The organism is Streptomyces sp. NPDC004647 (assembly GCF_040609575.1).
Classification (GTDB): Bacteria; Actinomycetota; Actinomycetes; order Streptomycetales; family Streptomycetaceae; genus Streptomyces.
Genome location: NZ_JBEXKU010000014.1, coordinates 82937 through 107697, shown reverse-complemented (window position 1 = coordinate 107697; position 24761 = coordinate 82937). Strand labels below are relative to the sequence as shown.

Sequence of the window (24761 nt, the reverse complement as noted above, 5' to 3'; positions counted from 1 at the left end):
GTGGCATATGCCCAGGTCATGGAATGACCGCAGGAGCTGCGATATCAGAGCACCGCGCTGAGGAATTCCCGCGTGCGCTCCTGCTCGGGCTCCGAAAAGATCTTCTCCGGCGGACCCGATTCGATGACCCTTCCGGCGTCGAACATCAGCACGTCATCCGAAATGTCTCGGGCGAAATTCATCTCGTGAGTCACACAGAGCATGGTGATGTCCGTGGTGTGCGCGATGTCGCGCAGCACATCCAGGACCCCGGCCACCAGCTCCGGGTCCAGCGCCGAGGTCACCTCGTCGAGCAGCAGCACCTGCGGCCGCATCGCCAGCGCCCGCGCGATCGCCACCCGCTGCTGCTGTCCGCCGGACAGCTGCGTCGGGTACTTGTCGATGTGCTCGGTCAGCCCGACCAGCTCGAGCAGCTCGCGCGCCCGCTCGTCGGCCTCGTCCTTGGTCATCCCGAGGACGTGGACGGGTGCCTCGGTGATGTTCCGCAGCACCTTCATGTTGGGGAACAGGTTGAACTGCTGGAAGACCATGCCGATCTTCTTGCGGATCTCGCGGCTGTGCTTCTCGCCCGCGGGGACGAGCTTGTCGCCCTTCTGCTCGTGGGTGAGGTACTCGCCGGCGACCTGGATGCTGCCCTCGTCGGGCTTCAGCAGGGTCATCAGCAGCCGCAGGATCGTGGTCTTGCCCGATCCGGAGGGGCCGATCAGCGTCACATGCTTGCCAGGGGCGACCGTGAAGTCGAGGTGGTCCAGGACGGTGTTGCCGCCGAAGCGCTTGGTCACCTGGTCGAAGCGGATCAGCTCGGTGCTGTCCTTGCTCACCGGGACGGGCGAGGGCGGGGTCTGGGAGTTGTCAGTGGACAAGACGACGCTCCAGGAATCGCATGAGAAGGGAAGCCGGGTAGGAGATCAGGATGAAGGCGACGCCCACCACGGTGTACGGCTCGATGTACTGGAAGGTCGCCGCGCCGAACAGCCGGGCCTGGTTCAGCATCTCCAGGACGCCGATGGCGAGCAGCATCGGCGTGTCCTTCAGCAGCGCGATGACGTAGTTGCCGAGCGCCGGGACGACGCGGCGGATCGCCTGCGGAAGGATCACCGAACCCCAGGTACGGCCGCGCGGCAGGCTCAGCGCGGTGGCCGCCTCCCACTGGCCCAGCGGCACGCCCTCGATACCCGCCCGGTAGACCTCGGCGGTGTACGTCGAGTAGTGCAGCCCGATGCCGATCACTCCGGTGGCCAGCGCGGAGGTCTGGATGCCCCACTCCGGCAGCACGAAGAAGAAGAAGAACAGCTGCACCAGCAGCGGGGTGTTGCGGATGAACTCGACGAAGACGTTCACCGGCCAGCGTACGAAGCGGGTCGGCGCGCGCTGCGCCAGAGCCCAGACCAGGCCGAGCGCGAAAGCGAGCAGGGAGCCGAGCGCGGTCGCCTCGAGGGTGACCCTGACCCCGTCCCAGAATTGCGGCATGAAGTCGCCGACGACGGACCACTGCCAGTTCATCAGTGACCTCCAGCGGTGATGATGTTGGAGGACTGCTGGGTCTCCTCGCGGATGTTGAGCTTCCGGAAGATGCCACCGCCCTTCTCGGGCTTCTGGCCGATCGAGGCCTTGGCGCGGCGCTCCAGCAGTCGCATACCGCGGGTGAGGATGAAGGCGAGGACGAAGTACATGCCGAGGATGCTGAGGTAGATGTTCGCGCTCTCGCCGGTGGCCAGGCGCGCCAGCTGCGCTTCGAAGGAGATCTCACCGACGCCCAGCAGGCCGGCCAGCGCCGTGCCCTTGAGCAGCTCGATGAGCAGGTTGTTGAACGGCGGAAGCATCTCGGGCACCGCCTGCGGCAGGATGACCAGGCGCAGCCGCTGCCAGGGCGTGAAGCTCAGCGCGATCCCGGCTTCCCGCTGGGCCGGGGCGACCGCGGCGATGCCACCGCGGACGATCTCCGAGCCGTACGCGCCGTAGGACAGCCCGAGGGCGAGGGTGGCGGCCCACATCGGGACCAGCTGCCATCCCAGGGCGAGAGGTACCACGAAGAACAGCCAGAACATCAGGACCAGGGCCGATGTCCCGCGGAAGACCTCGACGTAGAACCCCGAGAGGAACCGGAGGATCCAGAACCGCGAGGTACGCGCGAGGCCGGTGATGAAGGCGACGCCGGCGCCGAGCGCTGCACTGTAGAAGGTCAGCTGGACCGTGATCCAGATGCCCTCGAAGATGAGTCCCCACAGCTCCGCTGTCATTTCTTGCACAGCTCCCCTGCGGTGAGGTCGGTCATCTCGGTGGTGGTGAAGCCGAAGGGTTTGACGATGCGCAACAGCTCGCCGCTCTCCTTCATCTTGTGCAGCTCTTCGTTGAAGGCGTCCCGCAGCTTCGTCTCGCCCTTGCGGAAGGCGAAGGCGCCCGCGCCGTGGGCGGGCTTGCCGTCGAGCTCCGGCAGGAAGGGCTTGGTCGACTCGACCTCGGGATTCTTCGTCTGCTCGATGACGTTGCGGACGGTGAGGCTGGTGCCGGCGAAGGCGTCGGCGCGGCCCTGGGCGACAGCCAGCAGGCCGGCCAGCTGGTCCGGGTAGATCTGGATGGCGTCCCGCTTGATGCCGGCGTCGACCGCGTAGTCGATCTCGGCGTATGCGCTGCCGCTCGCGAGTTTGGCGCCGGTCTTCTTGACGTCCGCGTACGTCCCGAGTTTCTTCGGGTTCCCCTTGCGGACGATGAAGGCGTCCAGCACCTCGTAGTCCGGGTCCGCGAAGAGGACCTGCTCGCAGCGGTCCGGGTTGATGAACATGCCCGCGGAGATCACATCGAACTGCTGCGAGTTCAGACCGGGGATGAGCGACCCGAACTCGGTTGGCACCGGCTGAACATTCGGCACCCCCAGCCGTTTGAAGATGACCTTCGCGATCTCCGGTGCCTCTCCGGTGACCTCCGCCTTCTTGCTGATGTACCCGAAGGGGATCTCACCCGCGATCCCCAGCCGCACGACCTTCTGAGCGCGCATCCGCTCCAGAAGGTTCCCTCCGCCCTGTACGTCCGCGGTGGACACCCGGCTACAGCCGGCCGCTCCCAGTGCTCCGAACGCGGCCGCTCCCTTGAGAAGCGAGCGGCGGCCGACCGTTCTTCCGATCATGTCGTTCCCCTGTGGTGAGCCATGGGCGCGCGGCTACCCGGCTCCAGCCCAGTTATGCCAATCGATTCCAGCCGTTGCTGGTTTTCTTCCGGGGAGGACCCCGGAGCGCGGTCGCGGCGCCGTGCTATTGACCGTTGGGACACAATTGGTCCCGTATCCGAACGAGAGGATCCACGATGGCAGACCGCTTCATCGAAGTCTCGCTCGACAAGCGTGGTGTCACCTGTACGGCCAAGCTGCTCGACGACCGCGCGCCGATCACCTGTGAGGCGGTGTGGAACGCGCTGCCGCTGGGCGGCGACGTCTACCACGCGAAGTACGCACGCAACGAGATCTATACGCTGCTTCCGCCCTTCGCGCCGGCGGAGCCGCCACTGGAGAACCCCACGATCACTCCCATTCCGGGCGACCTGTGCTACTTCACTTTCTCCGACACCCAGTTGGGGACGAAGTCCTATGGCTACGAAACGCAGGCCAAGCATCAGGGCCAGGTCCAGGTCGTGGATCTCGCGCTCTTCTACGAGCGCAACAATCTGCTGATCAACGGTGACGCGGGCTGGGTCCCGGGCATCGTCTGGGGCTCGATCGTCGACGGCCTCGACCGGATGGCCGAGGCCTGTCAGGACCTCTGGCGGGCGGGAGCGCTGGGCGAGACCCTCAACTTCCGACGGGCGTAGCCGCCACCGCGGCTGTGATCGCGGGGCGCCCCGTCGTTCTCATGGGGCGCCCCCGTTCCCTCATGGGAAGCCCGCATTCCTGGCGGGCGTCCCCTGGTGTGGGCGGTCGGCGTCGTACTGCCGCGTTGTACGGCCGCGGCGTGCGGTCAGCGCTCTGAGGTCTGCGCCGTACGGCCGGTGCTGTGCGGTCTGCGCCGTGCGGTCGGTGCGTTGAGGTCTGCGCCGTGCGGTCAGTGTTGTGCGAGTGCCGGCGGCCGGACTCCGTCCGCGACCCCGGCCTCGTACAGCGCATGCGCCGCCCGCAGGACGAGCCCATCCGCGTGGCGTGCGGCGACCAGCTGCACACCGATCGGCAGGCCGTCGCCGTCCATGCCGCACGGCACGGACGCGGCGGGCTGCTGGGTGAGGTTGAAGGGGTAGGTGAAGGGCGTCCAGCCGGTCCAGCGCCTGTGGGCGGAACCCTTCGGTACCTCGGCGCCCGCCTCGAACGCGGTGATCGGCAGCGTCGGGGTCACCAGCAGGTCGTACCGGCTGTGGAAGCGGCCCATTGCCTGGCCCAGTGCCATCCGTACGTCCACCGCCGCCAGGTAGTCCAGCGCGCTGTACTGCGCCCCCTGGTCGCAGATCTCCCGGAGCCCGGGGTCGAGCAACTCTCGCTGCTCCTTGCCCAGATGCTGCACCACACGGGCCGCGCCGCTGAACCACAGGGTGTGGAAGGCGTCCACCGGCTCGGCGATATCGGGGTCGACCTCCTCCACGTACGCCCCGAGCTCGGCGAGCCGCTCCACCGCGTGCCGGACCGCGGCGGCGACCTGGGGGTCAACGGCGACCTGGCCGCCGAAGGTCGGGGAGTAGGCGATGTGCAGTCCGGCCAGTGCGCGGCCGGGGCCGTCACCGGCGCCGTCCCCGAGGCCGTCCAGGAAGCCTCCCGGTGCCTGTCCCAGCTGGGACCAGTCCCGCCAGTCCTGGCCGGTGATCACATCCATCAGCAGCGCCGCGTCGCGTGCGTCGCGGGTCATCGGCCCGACGTGCGCGAGGGTGCCGAAGGCGCTCGCCGGGTAGATCGGAACCCTCCCATAGGTGGGTTTGAGCGCGAAGATCCCACAGAAGGACGCGGGGATACGGACCGAGCCGCCGCCGTCCGTGCCCAGGCTGAGCGGGCCCGCGCCGAGCGCGACTGCCGCGGAGCTCCCGCCGCTCGAACCGCCCGCCGTGCGCTGGGGATCGTAGGGATTGGTCGTCACGCCGTGCCGCGGGCTGTCGGTCACTCCCTTCCAGCCGAACTCGGGCGTCGTCGTCTTGCCGACAAAGACGGCGCCGTGCTCGCGCAGCCGGGCGACGGCGGGAGCGTCCTCGTCCCAGGGCTGCCCCTCGGCCTTGACGGTCTTCGACCCGCGCAGCGTCGGACCGCCGCGCAACAGGAGGATGTCCTTCACCGACACCGGCACACCGTCCACCAGCCCGGCCGGCTCGCCGCGCCGCCAACGCTCCTGGGACTCGGTGGCCCGAGCGAGCGCGTCCTCGGCGTCGACCCGTACGAAGGCGTTGACGGTTGGGTCCGTCCGCTCGATCCGGTCCAGTACGGCACGGGTCGCATCGACGGGGGAGAAGGCGCGGGCGGCGTATCCCGTCAGGAGCTCGGTTGCCGTGAGATCGGCCAGATCGGTCATCGACCCTCCAAGGGTTCGGACTCGGGACTCGGGACTCGGGGGGTTCGGGGGGCCTGGGAGCGGGAGCTGGGGCTCGGCCAGGAGGCGGTCCGGGATGTGGCGGTGGCGGTGGGGCGGCTGTGGCTGTCGGCTGGGGTGGTGGCCGCGGGTCGTTCGGGTCGGGCCGCGCCCCGTTCGGGTCGGGCCGGGACCGGGACCCGTTCGGGTCGGGCCGGGACCGGGACCCGTTCGGGTCGGGCCGGGACCGGGACCCGTTCGGACCAGGACGTGCCACCGGGCTCGGGGCCATCCGGTGGCACGCACCGGGTGACCCGCGGCCGTTCAGGAGACCGGCACGTACCCCAGCCGTTTGTCCACCACGTTGAGCAGTGGCTCGCCCGCCGCCCAGCGGTCGAAGTTGTCCATGAACTGTTCGGCGAGGGCGTCCCGCCAGCCGATGGTGTCCCCACTCATATGGGGTGAGACGAGCAGCCCCGGCACATCCCAGATCCGGCTGTTGGCGGGGAGCGGCTCGCTCTCGAAGACGTCGAGTGCCGCGCCCCCGATCGTCCGGTCGAGCACGACGTCGACCAGGTCCTTCTCCACCACGAGAGGGCCGCGCCCCACGTTGATGAAGCGGGCCTCCGGCTTCATCCGGGAGAACGTGGCGGCATTGAACATGCCCCTCGTCTCTTCTGTGAGAGGGGCCGCGCAAACCACCCAGTCGGCTGAAGGCAGCAGACCGTGCAGCGCCCCGCTGCCGTGCACCCGGCCGAACTCCGGGTCCTCCCCGCGCTCCGTACGGCCGACCAGTTCCACCCGGATGCCCAGCCCCGCGAGCGTGCGGCCGATCGCCCGGCCGATCGGCCCGGAGCCCACGACCACCGCCCGGGACCCGGCCAGCCGCATGGTCTCCCGGTGTTTCCAGCGGCGCTGCCGCTGGAGTTCCCAACTGCCGGGGAAGTCCTTGGCCATGGCGATCACGAGCCCGGCGACGTACTCCGCGATCGGCTGCTCGAAGACTCCCCGGGCGTTGGTCAGCACGGTGTCGGAGGCGACGATCTCCGGGCAGAGCACCCGGTCCACGCCCGCGCTGGCGGTGTGCACCCAGCCCGGCCGTGAGCCGGAGCCGGGCCAGGCATCCCGTACCGCGTCGGAGGTGAAATCCCAGACGAGCAGGGCGTCGGCGGTCGACAGCAGCCCGGCCAGAGACTGCTCGTCGCTATGCACAATTCGGACACGGCCGGCCAGTCGGTCGAGCCGCGGTGGGGGGTCCGCGCCGAAGACAAGAAGGGTGCTTTCGGACATTGGCAGGAAACCGTTTCGAAACGTAGGTCCGCTTGGCTGAAGCGCCGGAGCGGTGAACGGCCTGAGATGGGAGGATTGACCACGCTAGGGAGCAGAAACTACCTTCGTCAACACGGGGTATCTGCCCCGCATCTGTCCCGACGTCCCGGCGTGCTCCGGCTCTCGTTTCTTCCTGGTCATCTGGCCATTGGCCCAGCCCTCCGTTTGTATTGGGGCTTGAAATGGACGTCTCCTTTCTGGGTGGCCCGCAGCCGCAGCGCGGTGTGGGCGTCGTCGCACCATTCGATTTCGCTCTCGACCGCGAACTGTGGCGCTGGGTTCCGGACGACGTATCGCTCCATCTGACCCGCACTCCGTTCGTGCCCGTCGAGGTGAGCCTCGACCTGGCGCGGTTGGTCAGTGAGCACGAGACCCTGCGCGAGGCAGTGCAGGCGCTGTGCGCGGTCGCCCCGGAGGTCGTGGCGTACGCCTGCACTTCGGGCAGTTTCGTCGGCGGCGTCGCCGGGGAGCGCGGGATGTGCGCGGCGATGGAGCAGTCCGGCGAGATGCCGGCACTGACCACGTCGGGCGCCCTGCTTGCCGCGCTGCACGAGATCGGTGCGCACCGCATCGCCCTCGTCACGCCGTACACGAGGTCCGTCACGAGCTCGCTGGAGGACTACCTCGCCGAGGGTGGGGTCACCGTCACCGGGCGGGCGTATCTCGGGCTGACCCGGCACATCTGGAAGGTGCCGTACCGCGACGTGGTGGACATGGCGCGGCAGGCGGTGATCGGTTCGGCGGACGCGCTGTTCATCAGCTGCACCAACCTGCCCACGTACGACGTGATCCCGCAGCTCGAGGCGGAGCTGCGCATGCCGGTGCTGTCGGCGAACCAGGTGACGATGTGGGCGGCTCTGCAGCGGATCGGCGAGCAGGCGGTGGGGCCGTACCAGGCGCTCCTGGATCCGGTGGCAAGGCGTGGGCCGGCGGCGCTGTCGTCGTCTCCGCCGAGCGAGCCGGTGCTCGGCCCGGGGCCGCAGTTCTCCGGTGAGCGCGGGGAGCCGGAGGCGGCTTTCGCGGGGCCGCCGGCGGCGCCCGAGGCGGAGGCCGCGGAAGGTCTGGAGGGTCCGCAGTTCCCGGATGATCCGGGGCCCACGCCGCCGTGACGGCGGGGCCGGACCAGCGTCAGCACCCAGCGGGTTCCGCCCGCGGCCTCACTCGGAAGAGTGAGGCCGCGGGCGGAACCGCAGGATCGCGGCCGGTGTATTCAAGGTAGTCGCGCGGCGCCGTGGGGCGAGCGGCGAGCGGTACATCGGCCCCAGAGCACAATCGGCACGGAACAATCGGGGCACAGAGCAATCGGCAGACAGCGAGCGGCACACGGCAAGCAGCAAGAGGCAAGCGGTATGTGGCGCGGGATCGACTCGGAGGTGGACATGGCAGATGCGGCGGTGAAGCGGTCGGAGGTGGGAACGGCGGCGGTCGGGTTCCTATACCCCGGTTACTCGGCGGAGGACGACTACCCACGGCTCGAAGGCATACTGTCCGCGGACGTCCGGCTGCCTCTGGTCCACACGGATATCGGCGAGGACGCCCACCGGGTGGACGCCCTGCTGGAGATGGGCTCCGCCGCGCGGCTCGCCGCCGGGGTGGAGGAGCTGAAGGCGGCCGGGGCGCAGGCTGTCGTCTGGGCCTGCACCAGCGCCAGCTTCGTCTTCGGCTGGGAGGGCGCGAAGGAGCAGGTGCGGGAGCTCTCCGTTGTGGCCGGGCTCCCCGCTTCCAGTACGTCCTTCGCCTTCGCCCATGCCATTCACGCCCTCGGCGCGGACCGGGTCGCGATCGCCGCGACCTACCCCGAGGATGTCGCCGAGCACTTCAAGGCCTTCCTCAAGGCGTCCGGAACCGAAGTCGTCGCGATGCGCGGCAGCGGCATCATCACCGCCGCCGAGGTCGGCACCTGGGGCCGGCAGGAGGTGCTGGAGCTGGCCCGGGCCGGCGACCACCCCGAAGCCCAGGCCGTGCTGCTTCCCGATACGGCCCTGCACACGGCCGCGTATCTCTCCGACCTCGAGGCGGAGCTGGGTAAGCCCGTCCTCACCGCCAACCAGGTCACTGTGTGGGAGGGCCTGTGCCTTCTCGACCGGAGCGTGCCGCACTCGGACCTCGGGGCACTCTTCGCCTCCGCCCCGGCGAGGTAACCCGGCTGGGAGAGAACCGGGGCACCCGGCGAAGGCGGCCGGGTGCGGGCCGTCGGCGATGGCCCGTCGGCGATGGCGCCGGGCGCTGGTGATCGGGCAGTGGTGGCTTGGCAAAATGGTGACCGGGCAACGGTGACTGGACAGTGGTTGCTTGGCATGGGTGACCGGGCAGTGCTGACGCTGCGAGGCTGACTGCCGGGCCGTGCTCCTGAGCGTGCCCTCCGCCTTGGCCTCCCGCATGCCGGAGGCCGAGGCGAACCGGACGCCGCGGGCCGGTCCGGCGCGATGCCCGAGACGGACCTCGGCCGAGAGCACGGAGGCCGCCGGGGTCCGGTGCCAGCACCCGCCGGTGAAGCCCAGGTTGGCCTTGGCCGGGGGCGGTCGGCTGCCGGTGTATGCCCCGCCATGCGCATCGGGAATAACCGGAGCTCGACTCCGGTTGTCGGTCTGCGGCAAGCAGAACGACAGATCGACCAGGGAGGCGGGCCGCATGGCAGGCACGCACGAGACCATCCGCGGCACGGCCGCCGGGACCGCTCCGGTCCCGCTGTCCGTACTCGACCTCGCCACCGTCGGCAGCGGCCTGACCGCGACTGACGCGCTGCGCACCAGCGTCGAGCTGGCCCGGAACGCGGAGCGGCTCGGCTTCCACCGCTTCTGGGTCGCCGAGCACCACTCCATGCCGGGAGTCGCCAGCTCCTCTCCCGCGGTCATCCTCGCTCACTTGGCCGCGCACACCGAGCGGATCCGGCTCGGCTCCGGCGGGGTCATGCTCCCCAATCACGCGCCGCTGGTGATCGCCGAACAGTTCGGCACCCTCGAAGCGCTGGCCCCCGGCCGGATCGACCTCGGACTCGGCCGCGCGCCGGGCACGGACGGGGCGACCGCCGCCGCGCTGCGCCGCACCGACCGCTCGGGGTCTTCCGTACCGCGGGCAGGGGGAGAAGGGGCCGATGAATTCCCGCAGCAGCTGGCCGAGCTGACCCGGTTCCTGGACGACGACTTCCCGGACGGCCACCCCTACAGCCGTATCCACGCCGTGCCGGGGCCGATCCAGGCCACCCTCCCCGGCGGCGTCCAGTCGCCCGGCAGGCCGCCCGTCTGGCTGCTCGGCTCGAGCGGCTTCAGCGCCCGGCTCGCCGGGATGCTCGGTCTGCCCTTCGCCTTCGCCCACCACTTCTCCGCCGCGCATACGGTCCCCGCGCTCGAGCTCTACCGAGAGTCCTTCCGCCCCTCCGAGTCGCTCGGCGAGCCGTACGCGGTGATCGGCGTATCCGCGCTGGCGACGGAGGACGAGAAGGAGGCCCGTCGGCAGGTACTGACGGGCGCGCTGTCGATGGTCCGGCTGCGCACGGGGCGACCCGGCCTCATACCCTCGGCCGAGGAGGCCGAGGCGTACGAATTCAGTTCCCTGGAGCGGGAGTTCGTGGACAGCTGGCTCTCCAATGTCATCCACGGCACCCCGGACGCGGTCCGCGACGGGCTCGACGGTCTGGTCAAGCGGACCGGTGCCGACGAGCTGATGATCACGTCCAATGCGCACGGCTCCGAAGCCCGTGTGCGCTCGTACGAACTGATCGCCGGGGAGTACGGGCTCCCGGGCGCGACAGGCTGATTGCCGTGGTCGGGTGGGGTCGCTGGTTTGCCGAGCGGCGCGGGACGTAGCCGAGCTGCGTACGCTCCACTCGCGCGACGGCGGCGGGCGGCCCCATTGACTCCCCGGGGAGTTGGCCGTCCCCCGGCTGACTCCGGCCTTGCGCTACCCCTTCGTTGGCCCGCGTCGGACGGTCAAGTCGGGGACTGATTCCGCAGTAGTGCGGAGATACGATTCGGCGGCACCGGGCGGGAGTAGAACCAGCCCTGGCCGGTGTCGCAGCCGATCCTCCGCAGCCGGTCAGCCTGTTCCGCGCTCTCCACACATTCCGCGATCACTGTCAGCCCCAGCCGGTGGGCGAGCTCAACCAGTGCCTCCACGATGGTCTCGTCCGCCGGATTGGGGTGCTCCTCGTCGCGGAAGCCGCAGACGAACGATCCATCCAGCTTCAGAACGGACACCGGCAGGCGGCTCAGATAGGCCAGGTTGGAGTAGCCCGTCCCGAAGTCGTCGATGGCGATCGCAACGCCCATGTCGCTGAGCGCCTGGAGGGCCTGAAGCGGCCGGCCGGCCGATCCCATCACCGCGGATTCGGTCAACTCCAGTTGGAGCAGCTCGGGTGGCAGCCCGGTCTCCTCGAGGATTCCGGCGACATCGGCCACCAGATCCGAGTCCCACACCTGCCGCACCGCGACATTGACGCTGACGAGGACCGGCGGTTTCCCCGGGTGTTCCAGTTGCCAGCGCCGCGCCTGACGGCAGGCGTTCTCCAGCACCCAGCGGCCGAGTTCGACGATCGAGCCGTCCTCCTCCGCCAGCCCGATGAACCGGTTGGGCGCGAGCCTGCCGAACTGCGGGTGCTGCCACCGAACGAGCGCCTCCACCCCCCGTACGGTTCCGTCGTCGAGCCCCACCAGCGGCTGGTACTCCAGGGTGAACTCGCCACGCTCCACGGCCGGTCGCAGGGTGCTGGACAGCGCCTGCCGGGTCATCCGGTGCGCGTTGCGCTCGGGGTCGAAGAGTGTCCACCGGGCTTTGCCGTCCGCCTTCGCCCAGTACAGTGTGGTGTCGGCCGCTTGCATCAGCCCGGTCGCGGTGGTCCCGGCGGCCACCCGCTCGACGACGCCGATGCTCGCCGAGACCGACAGCCGCTGCCCGGCCAGCTCGAAGGGCTGCTGCAACGCGGCCAGTACGGACCCCGCCAGCGTCGCCAGTTGCTCGGTTCCGGTGGAGTCCTCCACCAGGACGGCGAACTCGTCGCCGCCGAGTCGAGCCACCAAATGCCCGCCGCGCCGCGCGTACCCGGCCTGGTCCGCGCAGTGCGTCAGCCGGTGCGCGACCGCGACCAGCAACTGGTCGCCGACGCGGTGCCCGAGCGTGTCATTGACGGCCTTGAAACCGTCGAGGTCGAGGTAGCACAGCCCCACCCGGCCGGTGCCTCCGGGTTCGTACGCCGAGGACTCCAGGGCACCCGCGAGCCGCTCGAAGAAGAGAGCGCGGTTGGGCAGCCGGGTCACCGGGTCGTGCATCTGCAGATGGCGCAGCCGCGCCTGGAGGTCCCGTCGGTCGCTGATGTCCGCAACCGACAGCAGCATGCTGCTGCCCCCCGGAATCGGCGCGATGGTGATCTCGGCCCAGAGCGACTGACCATCGGGGCTCTTGAGGGGGCGCGTGCACTGGAGCCGGTCGCTGCCGCCGCGCAGCAGTGCGCGGTACGCGGCCCAGGTGCGGGAGTCGTGGTCGAGGCCGACGAGATCGGCGGCGGCCTCGGCGGTGAGCCGTGCCGGGTCCCTGCCGAGAAGCGCGCCGAGGGCGTGGTTGGCGCTGACCACCATGCCGTCGCGGTCGACGACGGCCATGGCGAGCTGGGCGGCGTTGAACGCGGCCTGGATGTCACGCAGCTCCGGAGCGGACCGGCCGACCGCCCCAGCGGCCCGGGCCGTACCGCGGTGTGCCGGACCGTGGTCCGGCATGGGCTGCCGGCTCTCCACGGGCCCATGGTCCGCTGCCGGAAACCGGTCCGTGACCGGACTACGTTCTGTGATCATCGGCGGCGTGAAGCCGGGCAGGCAGCCCGGCCCGTCGGGGGATTCGCACACGGCTCGCTCCCGCAGGGCACTCGTCTCGTACAGGTCTCGTAGAGCTGGTCCGGCCGACGGCGGACAACCGCCCATTGAGCAATCCGCGCTGGAAATGTGGCGATCATAGAGGCAGGCGTGACCACCGTTCCAGTAACCCGCCCCTGCCTTCAGGTCCTTGCGGCGACCGTCTGACGGTTCTTGTTCGTCTCCAGCGCAGTTTTGATAACTCGCTGACCGTCTGTGACTTTCCGCTCTGTGTACACGTGTCACGCCGCTCACTCGACCGGGCCACCGAAACAGGTCGTATCTGGACAAATCACAGCAATGTGGAGGTGTCCCGATTCCGTCCGGGGAGGTCGACGTGCCGCGTCCGCAGACACCCGGGGGAGTGGAGCGGCCGCGGTCCCGGCTGCGCAGTCTTGCGGCCGCCCTCACCTCCCTCATGGCGGTGATCGCCACGTCGCTCGTCGCGGGCCCCGCCTCCGCCGACCCCGCTGCCGCCCCGTGCGCCCTGACACGTACGAACGCGCACCACTCCGAGGGTCTGGACTCCTGGAACAGCGCCTATCCGCGGCCGCAGCGCCGGCTCGACGCGGTCATGGTGTTCCTGTCCTTCCCGGATTTCGAGCCGCAGGTCACCCCCGACGAGTTGGCCGCCGACTACTTTCCCGACACCTCTCGCTTCTTCGAGCGCGCCTCGTACGGCCGGTTCGAACTCCGCGCCCACCCGCTCCGCAGCTGGCTCCGGATGCCGGGCCCGTCGACCTCGTACGGGATAGAGCGCGACTGGGACCCCGCCCGGCGGACCACCTATCTGAGTGAAGCCATCGCGGCTGCTGACGCTCAGGTGGATTTCAGCCGGTTCGACATCGTGTATCTGGTCGCCGACCCGGACGCGCCCGGTGTCGACTCGGACGCCACGAAGGTCGTCAACTTCGGGCGGCCGCTGCGAGCCGATGGCAAGGAACTGCGCAGGATCGTCACCGTGTTCGAGGAGCACCCGCCGGACCGGAATGTCCTCGCCCACGAGACCGGGCACGCCTTCGACCTGCCCGACCTCTACCACCGGCCCAGGGACGGCAAGGGCGACTGGGACACCTACGTGGGGGACTGGGACCTCATGGGCAGCCAGTTCGGGCTCGCGCCCGAACCCTTCGGCTGGCACAAGTGGAAGCTGGGCTGGCTGGGCCGGGAGGAGGTCGGCTGCGTGGAGCGCAGGGGTACGAGGGTCTACAGCCTCGACCCGCTCACCGCCCCCATACGGAACGGCTCGGACGGCGGCACCCGACTGCTGGTCGTCCGTACCGCCCGGGCGGCCGCGATCGCCATCGAGGTCCGGGCGGCGGAGGGCAACGACGCCGAGAGCTGCACGCAGGGCGTACTCGTCTACCGGGTGCGCAGTGCGACCGCGTCCGGCGGCGGGCCGATCGAGGTCCTCGACGGGCATCCGCACTCCGCGGCCTGCTGGACGGGGTCGGTCTACCCGCCGCTGGCGGATGCGCCGCTGGGTGTGGGGGAGCGGATGACCGACCGGCGCAGCGGGGTGGTGGTGGAGGTCCTGGGCGTCGACCGGAGCGGGCGCTGGACGGTACGGACGACCCTGCCGTGACAGATCGATCAGGACGGCTCGGGGCAGCTGCGGGTCGCGGGACTGCTCCGGGCCGGGACAGCCCGGGGCGGCTCCAGGAAAGCTCCGCGAATGCTCCGGGAAAGCTCCGGGAATGACAAAAGGCTCTCTCGCAGAAGCGAGAAAGCCCAGGTCAACGGCTAAAACCGTAAAGTGCGCCGCCAGGGACTCGAACCCCGGACCCGCTGATTAAGAGTCAGCTGCTCTAACCAACTGAGCTAGCGGCGCCCGACGGGGAAGACATTAGCATCAGGGTCCGGCGGAACGAAAATCGATACTTTGCCGCCGGTGAAAACGGGCATAACGACTCATGATCGCCATCTGTCGGCCGAGCCGGAGGTAGCGGACCGCGGGCGCCACAGCAGGCGTCACAGCGGGCGATGCGGCGGGTGCGTGTGGGTGGTGCGTGTGCACGCCGGGACGGCGCGGGAGCCGGGCCCGCACGTCACTGCCCCGGTGATTCACCGTGCCGGAGGAGATCACGCCCGAACTCGATCATCCTCTGGGCGTAGTCCTCGCTCCAGTCCGCCCGCGCCGCGACAGCGGCGACGGACAGCGCGTCGAACCGCCGGGGGTCCGCGAGCTGTGCCGCTGCGATCGCCTGGTACTCGGTCGCGCGATCGGCGGCCTCGCGGAAGGCCAGGGTCAGCTCCGTGGACCTGGCCAGCAGGTCTCGCGGGTCATCTATCGACTCCAGATCGAAGAAGTGCTCGTCGTCCTCCAGAGCCTCCGGGGGTTCGAAGAGCAGCGCCGCAGGTCGCAGCCGTCGCTTGGCGTCGTCCGCCTGGTGGTGAGCCGACCGCGGCTCCGACATGGAACTACCTCCGACGTATCTGGACATCACTGACCGCCGCCCTCCATTGTCCCGCGTGTGGCAAGTGGACTGCGGACCGGGCCTCCCTACCCAGGCCTACTCCTGCCATGCCACGGTGTGCTCGGAGAGGTGCGAGAGCACCGCGTGGTTCGCCTCCCAGCCGTCCGGGAACTTCACCGTCACCCCGAGTTGGACGGGCTCGGTGGACGGATGCTCGTCCAGCAGCTCCGCCACTCCCGCCCGGCATACCACGATGCAGGCGTGCCGGTGCCGCGACGCCAGCACGCACAGCCGCCCAGTCTCCAGGTGGAAGGCCGTCGCGTCCGGCCGCCCCGACAGCGGGTGCAGGACGACGGTCACATCGAACTCCCTGCCCTGCAACCGGTTCGCGGTGTCCACCGCCACACCGGACACGCCGAGCTCGGCGAGAGCGCCGCGCACGGCGGCCGCCTGGTCCCGGTGCGCGGTGCCGACCGCGATCCGGGCGGTGGTCAGGGGTACGGGCTTCTCGGCGCGCTCGCTGGTGGCCGCGCCACCCCGGTCCAGCAGTCGCCGGACGACCTGGGCCACGGCGCGGACCGCCTCGGGATCGGTGCGGGGCGTGTGCCGGGCGGGCAGCTCCAGCAGCCCCCAGCCGGACTCGGCGGCTTCGTCCAGCACCCGGTCCGCCGCCGAGCCGTCCGGTGCCACCCCGAAGGTCAGCCGCCGGTCCCCGTGACCCGTACCGCTGCGGAAGGGCGTGTACGGATAGAAGGCGTCCGATACCAGGGGCGCGGCCGAAGCGGGCAGCCGCCACGACACCGGCAGGCGGTGCTGGGGCAGCCCGGGGTTATGGGCGAGCAGCGTGCTCACGGCGCTGGCCGACGGGTCGTAGGACAGGCCCGCCCACTGCTCGGCGCCCACTACGCTGAATGGGTCGAGCTGGCCCGGGTCCCCGACGAACAGCGCCCGCTCGAACAGCCCCGCCACGGCCAGCAGCGCATCCGAGCGCATCTGATAGGCCTCGTCGACGATCGCGTGCCCCCACGGTTCGGCGAGCTTGGTGTGGGCCCACTTCGCGGCAGTCGAGATGACGATGTCGAGGCCGGCGAGATCTGCGGCCTTGGCGGACTTGCGGACCGTGGAGTGCTTGTCGAGGACCGGGTCGTACGGCTGTCCGAAGTGAGGCTGTGGGTCGTTGCCGTGCAGCCGGCCGACCGGGAGGTCGGGTTCGGCCGTCGCCAGGCGGTCCACCAGATCGTCCACCTGCGCGTTGGTCTGCGCCACGACCATCAGCGGGCGGCCGGCGGCGGCCAGCTCGCGCGCGGCCCGGACGACGAGTGTCGATTTGCCCGCGCCGGGCGGCGAGTCCACGACGACGCCGCGGTGCGCTCCGTGCAGCGTGTCGTGCAGGATCGCGTCCGTTGCCCGCGCAGCGGCCGCCCCGGGGTCGAAGCCCTTCTCGGCACCCGCCTCGGGGCCGAAGCTCCTGTCTGCACCTGCTCCGCGGCTCATCGGCGCACCCTCCGCGGCTGCTGCTGCCGCCGGTACCTGATCGCTCACAGCACGTCCTCATCGGTCACCGGGTCCGGAGCCTCGCCCATGGCCGCCGCCAGGGGAGGACCGCCATGCGTCCACGGAGTCAGATCCCGGTCGGGCAGCTCGGGGCCGCCGCGCGGAGCGTGCTCGAACAGCGTCCAGCAGACGCGGTCGCCCTCCTCCGGCACCGACCCCGGTTCCGGGACCTTGCCCCGCCCCATCCCGCCGGTCAACCGTACGACCAGCGCGCCGGGTTCGAACGCCACGAACTCTCCGTTCTGCGTCTTTCCGCCGGGCACCGCGCGGTACACCTTCGCGGATCCGGCGAGATGCGGCCGGTCGTCCGTACGGACCGTGATGAGCGGCCGCGGCCGGGGCACCTTCGCCTCGCTGTACGCCATCACCACGTCCGTGACCACGCCCGCGAACGCCTCCCCGGCCAGCCTCCGGCCCGCCATCACGAGCGGGTCGTCCAGCGCCTCCTGCGCGTCGAGCTGCGCCTGTGCCGTCTCCCGCGCCATCAGCTTCTGCGCCGCCGTGACCGCGTCGTCCCGCTTCGGCTGCGGGGGCTCACCGGCGCGGACGCGGTCGCGATGGCCGGTGTAGGACCAGCGGTCCCGCTTCCACCGATCCGCGACGCGCTCTCCTTCGGGGAGGGTCCGCAACAGATCCACGCCGTGCCACAACGCGTCCCAGGTGGGCCGCAGCTGTCCCTCGACGAGCCGGCGGATCTCGCGCTCCGCGGCGCTCAGTTCCTGGGGCGGCGTGTGATGAGCGGCGAACGCGCCCGGGGCGTCGGTGCCGTCCACCGAGTCGGCCCCGGCTTCGGTTTCGGCGCCGGCCCCGGCTTCAGCGCCGCGCTTGACGCCGCCCGGCATCGCCGCGCGGGCCCGGTCGTAGCGTGCCATCGCCGGAGCCAGCAGCCTGTTGTCGAACACCGGGTCGGTCGCCGGGCCTGCGGGAGGGCGCAGCAGCAGCCCGTCCGCGCCGCGCTCCAGCTCCGCGCGGAGCGCGGCGTCCGCTCCCCGCTCTCCGTCCTCGGGATCGATCCAGGCGAGCAGTGCGCCCAGGTGCTGGTCCTCGAGATTGCTCTGCCCGGTGGCCCAATGGCGGCCGAGCAGCTCGGTCAGCGAGAGCAGCAGCGAGGAGCCGGGGACGCGGGACCGCTCGCCGTAGTGGGTCAGCCAGCGGCCCAGCAGCGGTACGCGTGCGGGCGCCGGATAGGGGGTGTCCGGGTCCTGTTCTGCGGTGCGGCGGAACCGCATCGACCGGCCCAGCAGGCGTACGAACTCCACTCCCGCGGCGCTCGGCAGGAGCAGCTGCGGGGCGTCGGAGCAGAGTTCGACCTCGACCGGCACCTTCTTGCCCGTCTCCGGATCGGTCTCCTTGCGCTCCTCGGCCTCGACCAGGTCCGCGTACGAGTCCAGGTAGGGCAGCACGGCCTCGGCGAGGTCCGCGAGGAACGCGAACCGCAGGTCGCGGTCGCGTGGCTGGGGCACGACCAGCAGGCGTGGCTCGTCCCGGTCGGTGCCCACCAGCGCCCCGAGCGGGGCACCCGCCTCACCGGCGGTCGTCAGCGGAACGAACGCGAGCGGCCGGTCGGACAGATGCCGGTGCCGCACGGTCGCGTTCGGCTGCGCCCGCCCGGCCCGGACGGCCTCCAACCGGGCCAGTGTGGTGATCAGCGACATACGGTCTCCTCGCCGGCGGCGGCGAGCGCCTCGAGCCGCAGGGCGGCGGCGCGGCGCAGGGCGTCGACGGTCGGATCCCCGGACAGCCCGGCTCCGGACGCCCCGCTTACGGACGCCCCGGCTCCGGCCGCCCCCGCCCCGGACGCCCCGGCCCCGGGCTCCTCGGGCCCGCTCTCCTCCGCTCCGGACGCCGCGCCCCCGGAATTGTCGGCTCCGGCCTGCTCCGCGCCCGGTTCCTCGGCGCCGGGCGCCAAGTCGCCCAGGGCCGCGTCAAGGACCGCCCCCACCGTGCTGAGGCCGCCCAGCTCGCCGCGCACCCCGCGGCCCAGCGACTCGACGGCGCCCTGCGCCCGCGACCGGGCCCGGCAGTGGAAGGCCAGCTCGCAGGCGGCCAGGCACTCCGGCGCGTACGTCGCCCCGACCGACTCGACGGCCGTCGCCAGTTCTTCCGCGGGCCGGGTGGGCGTTCTGCCGTCCTCGGCCATCCGCAGATCGAACGTGGTGCCCTCGGGCAGGGCGGCGGCGATCTCCTCGATCCGGGCGAGCCGGGCGAGCTGCCGCCGGGTGACGGAGAGTTGCTTGCGCACGTCCACCGGTTCGGCCGTGGGCAGGTTGGAGAAATCCTTGGGGCAGACCAGCAGCACTCTGTGCCGTACGGGGGAGGCAGCGGAGCGCGCGACACCCATGGCCCCGGCCAGGCGTTCGAGGGCGAGAACGTACACAGCCGCCTGCCGGGCCGCCGCGCCCACCTTGGCCGCGTCGGCCGCACCGTCCACCACCGGGAAGGACTTGACCTCGACAACAGTCCAGCCGCCGTCGGGGTGCACCGCGACCGCGTCCGGCTCCAGATAGGCGGGAGCCCCCGCCACGTCGAGCACCAGCATGGGATGGAACAGCAGCGACCAGCGTCCGGCGGCGCTCGCCTCCTCCAGGGCGAGGCGCGTACGGGCGACGCGTCCCTCGGGGCCGGCGGCCGACAGATCGGGGACCTCCACGACCGGGCCCGCGGGCGGCTCGCCCAGGCGTTCGTGCAGCAGCCGGATCAGCTCTGCCCCACCGTCGGCCCGGACGCGGGCCTCGAAGGCGTTGCCGCGTACGAAAGCGAACTGCGACTGGCCGAAATTCGATGGCGCGCCCAGTGCGTCCGCCAGCGCGGCCTTGTCGACTCCGGCGCCGTCCAGCAGCGCGCGGCGTCGGCAGCCGGGGTTTGCGGCGAGTGCGGCAAGGGCACGGGCGTCGAGCGGGTGCGGTGCCGCGTCGGGCCCGCGGAGCTCAGCGAGCCGCTGCCGGAGCGCCGTCTTCGGCCGTGGCAGGGCCTGCGGTGGCGGTGCGGTCGGGGCCGCCGCCACGGCTCGGCTGTCGAGGGATCCGTTCACCCGCCGAAGTCTCGCATCCGCCACCGACAATGGCGGCGGTTCCGCTTCCGGGGGCGGCACTTCCGGGCGCGGCGACCGGGGTTGCGAGGGGGCCTGCGACGGGTGCGGGAGCCCCCGGTTTCACGGGAGTTGGAGCGACCGCGGAGGTGAGGGCGGCCGCGGGAGACGCCGCGGCGCGGGCAGCGAAGCGGGCGCGGACCCGCCCACGTATGCCGTCGCAGAGCCGCAGCGCGGGGCGTGCCAGCAGCAGTCCCAGCCCCATGACCGCCGCGCCCGCGACCGCGTCGAGGAAGTAGTGGTTCGCGGTCCCCATCACCACGACCGTGGTGAGCAGCGGGTAGGCGATGCCGACGGCCCTCATCAGCCGCGTGCGGCCGTACCGCCAGAGCATCGCGCCGCACCACAGGGACCAGCCGACGTGCAGACTCGGCATCGCCGCGTACTGGTTGGTCAGCCCGCCCAGCCCGCGCGGCGCGCTGGCGTCACCGCCCCACCAGCCGTACGAGGAGTACTGCGCCATGGTGTCGACGAAACCGTGGCCCGCGGAGAGCAGACGGGGCGGGCAGGTCGGGACGAGGGTGAAGCCGACCAGACCTATGAGGGTCGAACCCATCAGCCAGGTGCGGGCGACGCGGTAGTGCTCGTGGCGCCGTTTCCAGAGCCAGACCAGGAGCGCCGGGGTCACCAGGTAGTGCAGGGAGGCGTACGCGAAGTCCGCGGGTATGCCCAGAGAGGCGTGCCGGGTGAACAGCCGGTTGAGCGGGTGCTCGGCGTTTATCGACAGGAGTTGTTCGAAGCGCAGTATGGCCCGGCCGTGGTCCACGGCCGTGGAGACATCGCCCCGGGCCAGCAGCCGCCCCATCGAGTACGCGGCGTACACCACAACGATCAGCGGCAGTTCGGTCCACCAGCGGGCCCTCGTGCCGTGTGCCTCTCCGACGCGGTGCGCGGGCGCGGGCGCGGTGTGGGGCATCCGAACGCTCTCCAAATGTTAAGACGGCCAGCAGGCGCGAGTTCAACCGTACGGTGTACGCGAAACCCGTTGCACACCGCCCCGGTGCTTTGGCAGCACCGCGTTCGCCTGCTGTTCAGTCCCCCGTCGGTACGTGGTCGGCGGGCGTGCGAGCGGGAAGACGCGGGGATCGCTCAGCAGGTTGCTCATCGGTCGTGTGCGCGATGATGGAGAAGGCAGGCCGCACCTGCCGCACAGGTACCGCGCGTACGACGTACGGCGTATCGCGCATACGTTCAGCGCGACGCGTCGTGCGTGCCGTGCGCACCGCACACTCGGCGAGAGGTTCGCTATGGCTCCCCGCATCCTGCTGGCCCGGCACGGGCAGACGGAATGGTCGCTGTCCGGCAGGCACACCGGCCGCACCGACATCCCGCTCCTCGACCAGGGCCGGCGTGGCGCCAAGCTCCTCGGAGAGCGGCTGCACCGGGCGCCGTTCGACGGACTGCCGGGTGTGGAGGTCCGCACGAGCCCGCTGGTGCGGGCCTCGGAGACCTGCGAGCTGGCCGGGTTCGGGGACAGGGCGGAGCCGTGGGACGCGCTGATGGAGTGGGACTACGGCGCCTACGAGGGCCTGACGCAGGCCCAGATCCAGGCCGAGCGGCCGGGCTGGTTCATCTGGCGCGACGGCGTGCCGGAAGGGGAGACGCTGGACCAGCTCGCACGGCGGGCGGACGCGGTGGTGGAGTGGGCGCGCTCGGCGGACCGCGATGTGCTGGTCTTCGCGCACGGCCACATCCTGCGGGCGCTCGGGGCGCGCTGGCTGGGCCAGGACGTCTCGTTCGCCGCCCGGATCAAGTTGGAGCCGACGTCGCTCTCGGTGCTGGGGTGGGCCTACGGGGAGACGGCGCTCGAGGTCTGGAACGAGACGGGGCACCTCGCCGGTCAGAGCGCTCCGAGGTAGCGGACGCGGTGCCTCCCCGGGGCGGGCCGCGCCGGGGAGGCACCACGTGGATTACGAGGGCGCCGGAGTCGAGGGCGCCGGAGTCGAGGGCGCCGGAGTCGAGGGCGCCGGAGTCACTGTCCGGCTCCGCGGGCGGCCGGCCGGGGGCCCGGCACGGTGGAGCCCGGCTGCGCGTGGTGGGCCAGGAAGCCGGCGACGGCCGAGGAGTGGTCGTACGGCCGCAGCAGGCGGGCCGTCGTGCTCAGCATGGTGCGGATGCGGGAGGACTGGACGTGCTCCAGCAGCCGCAGGACGCGTTCGCCCGCGTGTGCCGCTTCCTCCGGCGCCCCGCTCCGGGCGAGGTTCCCCGCCAGTTCCGCGGTGAAGAGAGCCGTGTTCCGCGCGAAGTGCGGGCTCTGCAACTCAGCCGCCCGGCGCGCGTGGTCCGCCGCGCGCCCCCACTCGTCCAGCGCCGACCAGCACTGCGCCTCGAGCCCCTCCAGTTCGGCCTCGCCGTAGAAGGACATCCACTCCGGATCGGCGTCCGTGGGGCCCCGGCCGAAGAGCGACTGGGCCCGCAGCAGTGCCTCTTCACAGCTCCTACGGTCGCCGAGGCCCGCCCAGCCGCCTGCTTCGCGCAGTGCCAGCAGCGATAGCAGCCGGGGCGAGGACAGAAGACGGGCGGCGCGCTGTGCGGCCTGGGCGGCGCGTACGGCCTCGCGCGGGCGGCCCGCGTCACGGGCGAGAAAGGCGGTGTTGCAGAAGGCATGCGCCTCCAGCGCCGGATCGCCCGCCACGCGCGCGGTGGCCAGGGCCTCCGCGTAGTGCGAGCGGGCATCCGCGAAACGGCCCGAATCGTGCGCCAGCCAGCCTACGGAGATGGCGAGTTCACCGGCACCGGCGTGCAGCCGGTCTGTCGTCGACTGGCGTTGCGCTCCAGCGTCGAGCAACGCGTAGGCGATGCTCAGCGGTTGGGCGGCACGCCGGTACAGGCTGTCCGCGCCGTGCCTGTCGTCGAGCAGCCTGATGCGCCGTACGGCCTCCTCGACGGCCGCCGCCTCGGCCGCTCCGGCGCGGTGTTTCGCGCGGGCGGGGTCCGGCCCCAGGGAAGTGGCCGCCACGGCAGCCGGGCCGCCGGTCATGAATGCGCGGCGCAGCACGTCGCTCTCCTCGATGGTCTGGACACAGGGTTCTGGTCGGGTCTCGGTCGGGGGCGTGCTGCCGCTCGTGCGCGCCCCCCGTCCACGCACCGCCTCCCGGGGCGAGAAGCCCATGTCCCCGAGCGAGTGGCCTGGGAACATGTGCCGGAACACCCGTTCATAGGCGTAGTTGGGGCAGCGGATCTCCCCGGACTCGACGCGCCCGATGTAGCGGGCGTCGCATGAGACCTGTTCACCGATGCCGCGGGCCGCGCGGCGTACGGCGGCCGCGAACTCGCCCGGTGACAGCGGACCACGAAGCTGCCGGAACGCCGTGTTGGGCCGCGGCGTGGGACGAGCGTCGAAGATACGCGAAGACGCTGATGGGGACGCCATGGCCGAGCCCTCTCCCTGGCGGTGCTGCCGCCCCGTGAGGGGCGGGGGTTCGTACGGCCGAATCGCGCACCGGGCGCTGGTTCGGCGAGGCACGACCGTACCCGTTGTGACGGAGTCGATACGCAGAGTTTGGCTACAAACCGGATATCTCACCCGCGATCCGCCATGAACTGCCATCCTTTTCGGCGGCGTGCCCCGTAGCCGTTGACGCCGCACCGCGTTGAACACTGCGCACAACGAGCGATGCGGCTCACTTCGGAGGAGGGGTTTCTCTTGATGGAGGCCGGCGTGGATACCAGCGCCTCGCAGACAACTGCCCGGCATCGCCCCAGCCCGGACTGCAGCCGGGCCCCGGAGATCGCCGAGCCCTGCGATCTCGTCACCGTCCCGGCGCGTCAGGGCCTGGAGGCGGTGGACATCCTGCGGCGCGGCATCGGCCCTCAGGCCCCGCGGGCGGGCGTGGGTGGCGTCGGTCCCGTGCTGCACGACCGGAGTTGCGACACCCTCGGTTTTCTGGTGCCGCCCGGCACCGCGGCAGGCTGGGACGTACCGGGCAGCGCGTGCAGCGAGACGAACGGGCGCGGGCTGTCCCTGGCCCATGCCGCCGAGCCACCGGTCGCCGGGGCCGGCTGGCTGCTGCCCCCCAACGGGGCCGACACCGTCACCGACCCGGCGGTGCTGCGTGCGGCGCTGGGCGAGGCCGCCCGCATGATCGAGGCCGTCGACCGCTGCCGCTGACCCGGGGGATCCCGGCTCGGCCCGGGGATGCCGACCGACCGGCCCGGGGATGCCGACCGACCCGGGATACTGGGGGTATGGCAAAGGGCAGACGGCGTGGACGCGGGGCCGAGTCCGTCACCGAACAGGTGGACGGCGGCACTGCCGAGCTTGTCCCCGACCCCGACCGGCCGCGGGCCCGGACGCTGCTCATCGACGGCGCCCCGCAGTCCCATGTGGATCTCGACGACCCGGCCTATCTGGACTTCGAATATCAGCGCAGGCTCGGCCACATCGCCGATCTGACCGCTCCTCCCGGCCGCCCCCTCCAGGCCGTGCACCTGGGAGGCGGCGCCTTCACCCTCGCCCGGTACATCGCGGCGACCCGGCCGCGGTCCACCCAGCAGATCGTGGAGCTGGACTCACGGCTCGTCCAACTCGTACGGCGGGAACTCCCGTTGGAGAGCGGCTGGCGAATACGGGTACGCGGCGGCGACGCCAGGGAAGGGCTCGGGAAGGTGCCCGACGGCTGGGCGGATCTCGTCATAGCCGATGTCTTCAGCGGGGCCCGTACGCCCGCCCATCTGACGAGCGGGGAGTTCGCGGGGGAGATACGGCGGGCGTTGCGGCCCGGCGGTTTCCTCGCGCTGAACATCGCCGACGGGCCGCCACTGGCCCATCTGCGGGCACAAATCGCCACCGTGCGCACCGTGTTCCCCGAGGTGTGCCTGATGGCCGACCCGACCGTGCTGCGGGGCCGGCGCTTCGGCAACGCCGTACTGCTGGCCTCGGACCGCGAGCTGCCGGTCGCCGAACTCACCCGCCGTGCCGCCGGTGATCCGCACCCCGGCCGGGTGGAACACGGGCGGGCGCTGGTGGCCTTCACCGGTGGAGCGGCGCCGGTGAGCGACGTGGGTGCGCGGCCCTCGCCCGAACCGCCGGCGTCGGCGTTCGGCTGAGCGGAGCCGGAACAGG

At 71.3% G+C, this 24761-nt stretch carries 21 protein-coding genes and 1 tRNA gene; 8 read left to right on the top strand and 14 right to left on the bottom strand.

Features of this window, described 5'->3' with window-relative positions:
• Positions 1 to 44: 44 nt before the first annotated feature.
• From ehuA to ehuB, 4 genes are read right to left on the bottom strand one after another with little or no spacing between them, the layout of a single operon-like run.
• Positions 45 to 863 carry an ectoine/hydroxyectoine ABC transporter ATP-binding protein EhuA gene (gene ehuA, locus ABZW18_RS08990; protein WP_356184192.1) on the bottom strand — a complete coding sequence of 273 codons (819 nt, stop codon included), beginning with the start codon at positions 861 to 863 and terminating at the stop codon, positions 45 to 47.
• Positions 853 to 1503, bottom strand: coding sequence for an ectoine/hydroxyectoine ABC transporter permease subunit EhuD (gene ehuD, locus ABZW18_RS08985; protein WP_356184189.1), 651 nt, complete (start codon positions 1501 to 1503; stop codon positions 853 to 855). The genes ehuA and ehuD overlap by 11 nt, the downstream gene beginning before the upstream one ends.
• Positions 1503 to 2240 (bottom strand): ectoine/hydroxyectoine ABC transporter permease subunit EhuC, encoded by a 738-nt coding sequence (gene ehuC, locus ABZW18_RS08980; protein WP_356184186.1) that lies wholly within the window; start codon positions 2238 to 2240, stop codon positions 1503 to 1505. Before ehuC ends, ehuD begins: the two co-directional genes overlap by 1 nt.
• Positions 2237 to 3124: an ectoine/hydroxyectoine ABC transporter substrate-binding protein EhuB gene (gene ehuB, locus ABZW18_RS08975; RefSeq protein ID WP_356184184.1), complete on the bottom strand. Its 888-nt coding sequence runs from the start codon at positions 3122 to 3124 to the stop codon at positions 2237 to 2239. The genes ehuC and ehuB overlap by 4 nt, the downstream gene beginning before the upstream one ends.
• 176 nt (positions 3125 to 3300) lie before the next feature.
• Between ehuB and ABZW18_RS08970 the strand changes: the two genes are divergently transcribed.
• Positions 3301 to 3801: a DUF3830 family protein gene (locus ABZW18_RS08970; protein WP_356184181.1), complete on the top strand. Its 501-nt coding sequence runs from the start codon at positions 3301 to 3303 to the stop codon at positions 3799 to 3801.
• Positions 3802 to 4031: 230 nt separating this feature from the next.
• Here ABZW18_RS08970 and ABZW18_RS08965 read toward each other — a convergent pair whose 3' ends face one another.
• Both ABZW18_RS08965 and ABZW18_RS08960 read right to left on the bottom strand, forming a co-directional pair.
• Positions 4032 to 5471, bottom strand: coding sequence for an amidase (locus ABZW18_RS08965; protein ID WP_356184179.1), 1440 nt, complete (start codon positions 5469 to 5471; stop codon positions 4032 to 4034).
• Positions 5472 to 5792: 321 nt separating this feature from the next.
• Positions 5793 to 6758, bottom strand: a complete 966-nt coding sequence (locus tag ABZW18_RS08960) for a D-2-hydroxyacid dehydrogenase (RefSeq protein ID WP_356184177.1) — start codon at positions 6756 to 6758, stop codon at positions 5793 to 5795.
• 221 nt (positions 6759 to 6979) lie between these two features.
• Between ABZW18_RS08960 and ABZW18_RS08955 the strand changes: the two genes are divergently transcribed.
• From ABZW18_RS08955 to ABZW18_RS08945, 3 genes are all read left to right on the top strand, one after another.
• Positions 6980 to 7906, top strand: a complete 927-nt coding sequence (locus ABZW18_RS08955) for a decarboxylase (RefSeq protein ID WP_356184174.1) — start codon at positions 6980 to 6982, stop codon at positions 7904 to 7906.
• A 270-nt stretch (positions 7907 to 8176) separates the two neighbouring features.
• Entirely contained in the window at positions 8177 to 8938 is a 762-nt protein-coding gene (locus ABZW18_RS08950; protein WP_356184171.1) for a decarboxylase, read from the top strand.
• Positions 8939 to 9428: 490 nt separating this feature from the next.
• A complete protein-coding gene (locus ABZW18_RS08945; RefSeq protein WP_356184169.1) occupies positions 9429 to 10553 on the top strand; it encodes an LLM class flavin-dependent oxidoreductase in 1125 nt (374 codons plus the stop codon).
• Positions 10554 to 10726: 173 nt separating this feature from the next.
• Here the strand turns inward: ABZW18_RS08945 and ABZW18_RS08940 are convergent, their stop codons facing one another.
• Positions 10727 to 12505, bottom strand: coding sequence for an EAL domain-containing protein (locus ABZW18_RS08940; RefSeq protein ID WP_356184221.1), 1779 nt, complete (start codon positions 12503 to 12505; stop codon positions 10727 to 10729).
• Positions 12506 to 12974: 469 nt separating this feature from the next.
• Between ABZW18_RS08940 and ABZW18_RS08935 the strand changes: the two genes are divergently transcribed.
• Positions 12975 to 14222: a M6 family metalloprotease domain-containing protein gene (locus ABZW18_RS08935; protein ID WP_356184166.1), complete on the top strand. Its 1248-nt coding sequence runs from the start codon at positions 12975 to 12977 to the stop codon at positions 14220 to 14222.
• Positions 14223 to 14394: 172 nt separating this feature from the next.
• Here ABZW18_RS08935 and ABZW18_RS08930 read toward each other — a convergent pair.
• The 6 genes from ABZW18_RS08930 to ABZW18_RS08905 form a co-directional block, all read right to left on the bottom strand.
• A tRNA-Lys gene (locus ABZW18_RS08930) sits at positions 14395 to 14468 on the bottom strand.
• Between the two features lie 217 nt (positions 14469 to 14685).
• The gene (locus ABZW18_RS08925) at positions 14686 to 15054 is read right to left on the bottom strand and encodes a hypothetical protein (protein ID WP_356184164.1); all 369 of its coding nucleotides are present in this window, start codon (positions 15052 to 15054) and stop codon (positions 14686 to 14688) included.
• A 96-nt stretch (positions 15055 to 15150) separates the two neighbouring features.
• A complete protein-coding gene (locus ABZW18_RS08920; protein ID WP_356184218.1) occupies positions 15151 to 16548 on the bottom strand; it encodes an AAA domain-containing protein in 1398 nt (465 codons plus the stop codon).
• 44 nt (positions 16549 to 16592) lie between these two features.
• Positions 16593 to 18263 carry a hypothetical protein gene (locus ABZW18_RS08915; RefSeq protein ID WP_356184161.1) on the bottom strand — a complete coding sequence of 557 codons (1671 nt, stop codon included), beginning with the start codon at positions 18261 to 18263 and terminating at the stop codon, positions 16593 to 16595.
• Complete coding sequence (locus ABZW18_RS08910; RefSeq protein ID WP_356184216.1) at positions 18254 to 19612, bottom strand: hypothetical protein; 1359 nt, start codon at positions 19610 to 19612, stop codon at positions 18254 to 18256. Before ABZW18_RS08910 ends, ABZW18_RS08915 begins: the two co-directional genes overlap by 10 nt.
• Positions 19536 to 20612 carry a phosphatase PAP2 family protein gene (locus tag ABZW18_RS08905; protein WP_356184158.1) on the bottom strand — a complete coding sequence of 359 codons (1077 nt, stop codon included), beginning with the start codon at positions 20610 to 20612 and terminating at the stop codon, positions 19536 to 19538. Before ABZW18_RS08905 ends, ABZW18_RS08910 begins: the two co-directional genes overlap by 77 nt.
• Before the next feature lie 331 nt (positions 20613 to 20943).
• Between ABZW18_RS08905 and ABZW18_RS08900 the strand changes: the two genes are divergently transcribed.
• Positions 20944 to 21555, top strand: coding sequence for a histidine phosphatase family protein (locus tag ABZW18_RS08900; protein ID WP_356184155.1), 612 nt, complete (start codon positions 20944 to 20946; stop codon positions 21553 to 21555).
• Between the two features lie 113 nt (positions 21556 to 21668).
• On the opposite strand, the gene ABZW18_RS08895 is transcribed toward ABZW18_RS08900, so the two are convergent.
• Complete coding sequence (locus ABZW18_RS08895) at positions 21669 to 23069, bottom strand: tetratricopeptide repeat protein (RefSeq protein WP_356184152.1); 1401 nt, start codon at positions 23067 to 23069, stop codon at positions 21669 to 21671.
• Positions 23070 to 23345: 276 nt separating this feature from the next.
• Here ABZW18_RS08895 and ABZW18_RS08890 point away from each other — a divergent pair, with 276 nt between their 5' ends.
• Both ABZW18_RS08890 and ABZW18_RS08885 read left to right on the top strand, forming a co-directional pair.
• Entirely contained in the window at positions 23346 to 23807 is a 462-nt protein-coding gene (locus ABZW18_RS08890) for a hypothetical protein (protein WP_356184149.1), read from the top strand.
• A gap of 77 nt (positions 23808 to 23884) precedes the next feature.
• On the top strand, positions 23885 to 24745 hold the full coding sequence (locus ABZW18_RS08885; protein WP_356184147.1) for a fused MFS/spermidine synthase: 861 nt from the start codon (positions 23885 to 23887) through the stop codon (positions 24743 to 24745).
• Positions 24746 to 24761 lie beyond the last annotated feature (16 nt).

Bases quoted from the DNA above. Each gene is read 5' to 3' on its own strand.
- ehuD (WP_356184189.1), bottom strand. From the start codon at position 1,503: ATGAACTGGCAGTGGTCCGTCGTCGGCGACTTCATGCCGCAATTCTGG.
- ehuC (WP_356184186.1), bottom strand. From the start codon at position 2,240: ATGACAGCGGAGCTGTGGGGACTCATCTTCGAGGGCATCTGGATCACG.
- ehuB (WP_356184184.1), bottom strand. From the start codon at position 3,124: ATGATCGGAAGAACGGTCGGCCGCCGCTCGCTTCTCAAGGGAGCGGCC.
- ABZW18_RS08970 (WP_356184181.1), top strand. From the start codon at position 3,301: ATGGCAGACCGCTTCATCGAAGTCTCGCTCGACAAGCGTGGTGTCACC.
- ABZW18_RS08965 (WP_356184179.1), bottom strand. From the start codon at position 5,471: ATGACCGATCTGGCCGATCTCACGGCAACCGAGCTCCTGACGGGATAC.
- ABZW18_RS08960 (WP_356184177.1), bottom strand. From the start codon at position 6,758: ATGTCCGAAAGCACCCTTCTTGTCTTCGGCGCGGACCCCCCACCGCGG.
- ABZW18_RS08955 (WP_356184174.1), top strand. From the start codon at position 6,980: ATGGACGTCTCCTTTCTGGGTGGCCCGCAGCCGCAGCGCGGTGTGGGC.
- ABZW18_RS08950 (WP_356184171.1), top strand. From the start codon at position 8,177: ATGGCAGATGCGGCGGTGAAGCGGTCGGAGGTGGGAACGGCGGCGGTC.
- ABZW18_RS08945 (WP_356184169.1), top strand. From the start codon at position 9,429: ATGGCAGGCACGCACGAGACCATCCGCGGCACGGCCGCCGGGACCGCT.
- ABZW18_RS08940 (WP_356184221.1), bottom strand. From the start codon at position 12,505: ATGCCGGACCACGGTCCGGCACACCGCGGTACGGCCCGGGCCGCTGGG.
- ABZW18_RS08925 (WP_356184164.1), bottom strand. From the start codon at position 15,054: ATGTCGGAGCCGCGGTCGGCTCACCACCAGGCGGACGACGCCAAGCGA.
- ABZW18_RS08920 (WP_356184218.1), bottom strand. From the start codon at position 16,548: ATGAGCCGCGGAGCAGGTGCAGACAGGAGCTTCGGCCCCGAGGCGGGT.
- ABZW18_RS08915 (WP_356184161.1), bottom strand. From the start codon at position 18,263: ATGTCGCTGATCACCACACTGGCCCGGTTGGAGGCCGTCCGGGCCGGG.
- ABZW18_RS08905 (WP_356184158.1), bottom strand. From the start codon at position 20,612: ATGCCCCACACCGCGCCCGCGCCCGCGCACCGCGTCGGAGAGGCACAC.
- ABZW18_RS08900 (WP_356184155.1), top strand. From the start codon at position 20,944: ATGGCTCCCCGCATCCTGCTGGCCCGGCACGGGCAGACGGAATGGTCG.
- ABZW18_RS08895 (WP_356184152.1), bottom strand. From the start codon at position 23,069: ATGGCGTCCCCATCAGCGTCTTCGCGTATCTTCGACGCTCGTCCCACG.
- ABZW18_RS08890 (WP_356184149.1), top strand. From the start codon at position 23,346: ATGGAGGCCGGCGTGGATACCAGCGCCTCGCAGACAACTGCCCGGCAT.
- ABZW18_RS08885 (WP_356184147.1), top strand. From the start codon at position 23,885: ATGGCAAAGGGCAGACGGCGTGGACGCGGGGCCGAGTCCGTCACCGAA.